We start from the raw sequence: 4,821 nt of genomic DNA, 5'->3' as shown, positions 1-4,821 counted from the left end.
CTCTCCCTCAGCCAACCTCCAGATACCACAACGCCCGCACAGGGCGGGCGTTTCGGATATCGACAAGAATCGAGCGACAAGACAAGTCTCACTGCGTTCAAGATGACGCTAGTTCAAGATGACGCGCGCGTAACGCTTCTTGCCGGCCTGGATCACATAGCGCTTGCCGGTCTCGAGCATCAGATCCTTGGCCGCGACCTCCCCGTCGACCTTGACCCGGCCGTTACTGAGCATGTCCTTGGCCTGGGCACTGTTGTTGGTCAGGTTGGCGCGGTTGAGCACGGCCGCGATTGGCGCCTGGGGAGCGCCCTCGAAATCCACCTCCACTTCCGGCAGATCGTCGGGCAGCTCCCCCTCCGCCAGCTGATTGCCCGCGGAGCGGTGCGCATTGGCTGCCGCTTCTTCGCCGTGATAGCGCGTGATCAGTTCCCGTGCCAGGGTCATCTTGATGTCGCGCGGATTGGCCCCCTGCTCGATCTCACGACGAATCGCCTCGATCTCGTCGTTGGACTTCAGCGACAGCAGCTCGAAGTAGCGCCACATCAGGCTATCCGGCATCGACACGATCTTGTTGAACATCACCCCGGGCGACTCGTCGACGCCGATATAGTTGTTCAACGACTTGGACATCTTCTGCACACCATCCAGCCCTTCGAGCAGCGGCATGGTAATGACGACCTGAGGCTCCTGGCCGAAGTGCTTCTGGACTTCGCGCCCCATCAGCAGGTTGAACTTCTGGTCAGTTCCACCCAGTTCGATATCCGCCTTCAGTGCGACCGAATCGTAGCCCTGCACCAGCGGATAGAGAAACTCGTGGATCGAGATCGACTGGCCGGCGCGATAGCGCTTCTCGAAGTCATCGCGCTCGAGCATGCGCGCCACGGTGGACTGCGCCGAGAGTTCGATCATGTCGGCCGCCGACATCTCGCCGAACCACTCGGCATTGAAGCGCACTTCGGTCTTATCGGGATCGAGAATCTTGAAGACCTGTTCGCGGTAGGTCTGGGCGTTGGCCTTGACTTCTTCCTCGGTGAGCGGCTTGCGCGTCACGTTCTTACCGGTGGGATCGCCGATCCGGCCGGTGAAGTCGCCGATCAGGAAGATCACTTCGTGGCCGAGATCCTGGAACTGGCGCATCTTGGTCAGCAACACGCTGTGCCCCAGGTGCAGGTCGGGAGCCGTGGGGTCGAAGCCAGCCTTGATCCGGAGCTTGCGACCGGATCCGAGCTTTTTCACCAGCTCATCTTCGATCAGAATCTCCTGCGTGCCGCGCTTGATCAACGCCAGCGCTTCATCGACCTCGGCCATCGTGTCCGTCTCCCTTACCAACGCTATCGAGCTTGAAAGGCGGCAATCTTAGCATGAGTCTTCGGTCATCGTTGATCGGCGACACCGACGCCGGGTCAGGACACTTCCGGTCACTCGTCCTCGATCAGCGAGAACTTCGCGCCATCATCGCTCCTGTCACCGGCGTCCCGGCGTTCGCCATACTTGATCAGCATGCGTAGATCGTTGGCCGAGTCGGCGTGAGCCAGCGCCAGGCTCTCGCTGATGTCCCCGCGGCGGAAGAGCTCGTAAAGCGCCTGATCGAAGGTCTGCATGCCCTGCTCCCGGGAGCGCCGCATCAGATCCTTCAATTCGGCCACCTCGCCACGGCGGATCAGTTCGCTGATCAGCGGGGACTTGAGCAGCACCTCGGTCGCGACACAGCGCCCGTCGCCATCCTGGCGCGGCAGCAGTCGCTGGGCGACCACGGCGCGCAGATTGAGCGACAGGTCCATCCCTATCTGCTCCTGGCGGGACGGCGGAAACAGGCTGAAAATGCGCTCGACGGCCTGATCGGCGCTATTGGCATGAAGCGTGGCCAGACACAGATGCCCGGTTTCGGCAAAACTGAGCGCCAGCTCCATGGTGTCGCGGCTTCGTATCTCGCCGATCATGATGACGTCCGGCGCCTGGCGCAGCGCGTTCTTCAGCGCGACCTCGTAGGATTCGGTATCGATGCCCACTTCCCGCTGATTGATGATGCCGCGCTGGTGCGGGTGCATGTATTCGATAGGATCTTCGATGCAGATGATATGGCCGCCGACCGTGCGATTGCGGTGCTGGATCATCGAGGCCAGCGTCGTCGACTTGCCGCTGCCGGTTCCGCCCACCACCAGTACCAGCCCGCGTCGAATGGAAGCCAGCGTCCCCGTCACCTCCGGCAGGCCCAGCGACTCGAGGTCGGGAATGTCGAAAGCGATTCGTCGAACGACCATCGCCGGCTGGCTGCGCTGGTAGAAGGCGCTGACACGAAAGCGCCCCTTGCCGCTCAGGCTCAGCGCGAAATTGGCCTCGTGTTCCGCCTCGAAGGTCTCTCGCCGCCCCTGAGGCAGAGCAATGGCCACCAGCTCGCGCACCTGATCCGGCTGCAGTGGCACGTCACCCAGCGCCACCAGCTTGCCATCCAGTTTCAGGCAGGGCGGCGCACCGGTGGAGATCAGGAGGTCCGAAGCCTGCTTGGCCAGCATGATATCGAGAAGTTGCTCAAACCACTGGGAGGGAGTCATGTTGTGTCCTGGTACCTGGTTCCGGAGCGCGAACTCACTGGTCGAGCCCGGCGCGCGATTTGGCGTGGGCTTCCTGACGCGTCACCACACCACTGGCCACCAACTGGGAAAGCGCCGCATCCAGCGTCTGCATCCCCAGGCTACCGCCGGTCTGAATCGCCGAGTACATCTGCGCGACCTTGCCCTCCCGGACCAGATTGCGAATCGCCGACGTCGCCACCAGGATCTCGTGAGCGGCGACGCGCCCACCGCCCTCACGCTTGAGCAGCGTCTGCGAAATCACCGCCTGCAGCGACTCGGACAGCATCGAGCGCACCATGCCCTTCTCGTCGCCGGGAAAGACATCGATGATCCGGTCGACGGTCTTGGCCGCCGATGTCGTGTGCAGGGTGCCGAACACCAGGTGGCCGGTCTCGGCTGCCGTCAGCGCGAGCCGGATGGTTTCCAGATCCCTGAGCTCGCCCACCAGAATGACGTCGGGGTCTTCGCGCAGGGCCGAGCGCAGAGCCGGTGCAAAGCCCTTGGTATCGCGATGCACTTCACGCTGGTTGATCAGGCAGCGCTTGCTTTCGTGTACGAACTCGATCGGATCCTCGATGGTGAGGATGTGTTCCTGGCGGTTGCTGTTGATGTAGTCGATCATCGCCGCCAGGGTCGTCGACTTGCCGCTGCCGGTCGGCCCCGTGACCAGCACCAGGCCTCGCGGCAACATCGACAGGCGCCGGAAGACATCGCCCAGCCCGAGATCATCGAGCGTCAGCACGTTGCTGGGAATGGTGCGGAAGACCGCACCGGCGCCGCGCCCCTGAGTGAACGCATTGACACGAAAGCGGGACACGCCGATGACCTCGAACGAAAAGTCGGTTTCGAGCGCAGCCTCGAAATCCCGACGCTGTCGATCGTTCATGACATCATAGATCAGGCGCCGAACCTGGCTGTCGTCGAGCGCGGGCACATTGAGACGACGCATGTCGCCATCGACCCGAATCATGGGTGGCAGTCCGGCCGACAGGTGCAGGTCCGAAGCGTCGTGCTTTGCCGAGAACGCCAGCAGTTCGGTAATATCCATGGGTTTTTATTCGATCCCCTGCGTAAGGTCGCCATCCAGTATGCCAGAAGCATCGGTGTCCGAGTCTCTATCCAGCGCCCGCGAGCGCCTCGAGGCGGCGCTGCGGGCGGCCGGGCGGCCGTCAGACGGCGCACGCCTGCTTGCTGTCAGCAAAACCAAGCCAGCAAACATGCTGCGCCAGGCCTATGCCGCCGGGCAACGCGCCTTCGGCGAGAACTACCTGCAAGAAGCCCTGGAAAAGCAGCGGGCGCTGGCCGACCTCGACGACATCGAGTGGCATTTCATCGGTGCACTGCAGTCGAACAAGACCCGCGACGTCGCCGAGCATTTCAACTGGGTGCATGGCGTCGACCGGGAGAAGATCGCCCGCCGCCTCTCCGAGCAGCGCCCGCCGGCACTGGGACCCATCGATCTCTGTCTGCAGCTCAACGTCAGCAGCGAAGCCAGCAAGGCGGGGGTCGACACCGACGACCTGCCGGCACTCGCCGAGTCTCTGCTGGCACTTCCCAACCTTCGCCTGCGGGGCCTGATGGCGTTACCGGCGCCCAGTGAGGACAGAGATCGGCAGCGTCACGCATTCCGCCAGGTCGCCACCGCGCTGGCCGAGTTGCAGCGCCGCTTTCCCGAAGCCCCCCTGGATACCCTGTCGATGGGCATGAGCGGCGATCTGGAGGCCGCCGTCCAGGAGGGCGCCACCATCGTTCGCCTGGGCACCGCCATCTTCGGCAGCCGCCCGCCGCCGCCCGGGAGCTGACGACATCGCCCCGTTTCCGACCGACCCCAAGGACCCAGTCATGACCGACTCGCCCAACGCCAGCCGCATCGTCTTCATCGGTGCCGGCAACATGGCCAGCGCCATCTTCGGCGGGATGCTCGAAGGCGGCTACCCCGCCGATGCCATCGTCGCCACGTCACGCAGCCAGGAAAAGCGCGATGCCATCGGTCAGCGCTATGGCATTCGCACGATGCAGGATAACCTGGCCGCGGTCGGGGAAGCGGACGTCGTCGTCCTCGCCGTCAAACCGCAAATGATGCGCGATCTCTGCCTGTCGCTACGGGATAGCGTTCAGGCCCGTCGGCCTCTCGTCATGTCGGTGGCGGCCGGGCTCGATGCCGCGACCCTGGACGCCTGGCTGGGGGGCGATCTGGCTCTGATCCGCTGCATGCCCAATACGCCCTCGCTAGTCGGCGAGGGCGCGA

General features: G+C 63.7%; 5 protein-coding genes. 2 read left to right on the top strand and 3 right to left on the bottom strand.

The features are described 5' to 3' along the window. Window positions 1-108: 108 nt before the first annotated feature. The 3 genes from tyrS to AC3AYF_RS12535 all read right to left on the bottom strand — a co-directional run bounded on the left by tyrS (window position 109) and on the right by AC3AYF_RS12535 (window position 3,621). The gene (gene tyrS / locus AC3AYF_RS12545; protein ID WP_298848694.1) at window positions 109-1,308 is read right to left on the bottom strand and encodes a tyrosine--tRNA ligase; all 1,200 of its coding nucleotides are present in this window, start codon (window positions 1,306-1,308) and stop codon (window positions 109-111) included. Window positions 1,309-1,418: 110 nt separating this feature from the next. Then, window positions 1,419-2,552 carry a PilT/PilU family type 4a pilus ATPase gene (locus AC3AYF_RS12540; RefSeq protein ID WP_295039968.1) on the bottom strand — a complete coding sequence of 378 codons (1,134 nt, stop codon included), beginning with the start codon at window positions 2,550-2,552 and terminating at the stop codon, window positions 1,419-1,421. A gap of 34 nt (window positions 2,553-2,586) precedes the next feature. After that, window positions 2,587-3,621, bottom strand: coding sequence for a type IV pilus twitching motility protein PilT (locus tag AC3AYF_RS12535; RefSeq protein ID WP_295039970.1), 1,035 nt, complete (start codon window positions 3,619-3,621; stop codon window positions 2,587-2,589). Window positions 3,622-3,661: 40 nt separating this feature from the next. Between AC3AYF_RS12535 and AC3AYF_RS12530 the strand changes: the two genes are divergently transcribed. After that, window positions 3,662-4,375, top strand: coding sequence for a YggS family pyridoxal phosphate-dependent enzyme (locus AC3AYF_RS12530; protein WP_295039972.1), 714 nt, complete (start codon window positions 3,662-3,664; stop codon window positions 4,373-4,375). A gap of 40 nt (window positions 4,376-4,415) precedes the next feature. Beyond that, window positions 4,416-4,821 (top strand): pyrroline-5-carboxylate reductase family protein (locus AC3AYF_RS12525; protein WP_487779806.1); only part of this gene is annotated, 406 nt, incomplete at its 3' end.

This window comes from Salinicola sp., assembly GCF_982684285.1.
Note: the sequence above shows the minus strand (reverse complement) of the source record. Positions and strands in the feature narration are given on the sequence as shown.

Bases quoted from the DNA above. Each gene is read 5' to 3' on its own strand.
- tyrS (WP_298848694.1), bottom strand. From the start codon at position 1,308: ATGGCCGAGGTCGATGAAGCGCTGGCGTTGATCAAGCGCGGCACGCAG.
- AC3AYF_RS12535 (WP_295039970.1), bottom strand. From the start codon at position 3,621: ATGGATATTACCGAACTGCTGGCGTTCTCGGCAAAGCACGACGCTTCG.
- AC3AYF_RS12540 (WP_295039968.1), bottom strand. From the start codon at position 2,552: ATGACTCCCTCCCAGTGGTTTGAGCAACTTCTCGATATCATGCTGGCC.
- AC3AYF_RS12530 (WP_295039972.1), top strand. From the start codon at position 3,662: ATGCCAGAAGCATCGGTGTCCGAGTCTCTATCCAGCGCCCGCGAGCGC.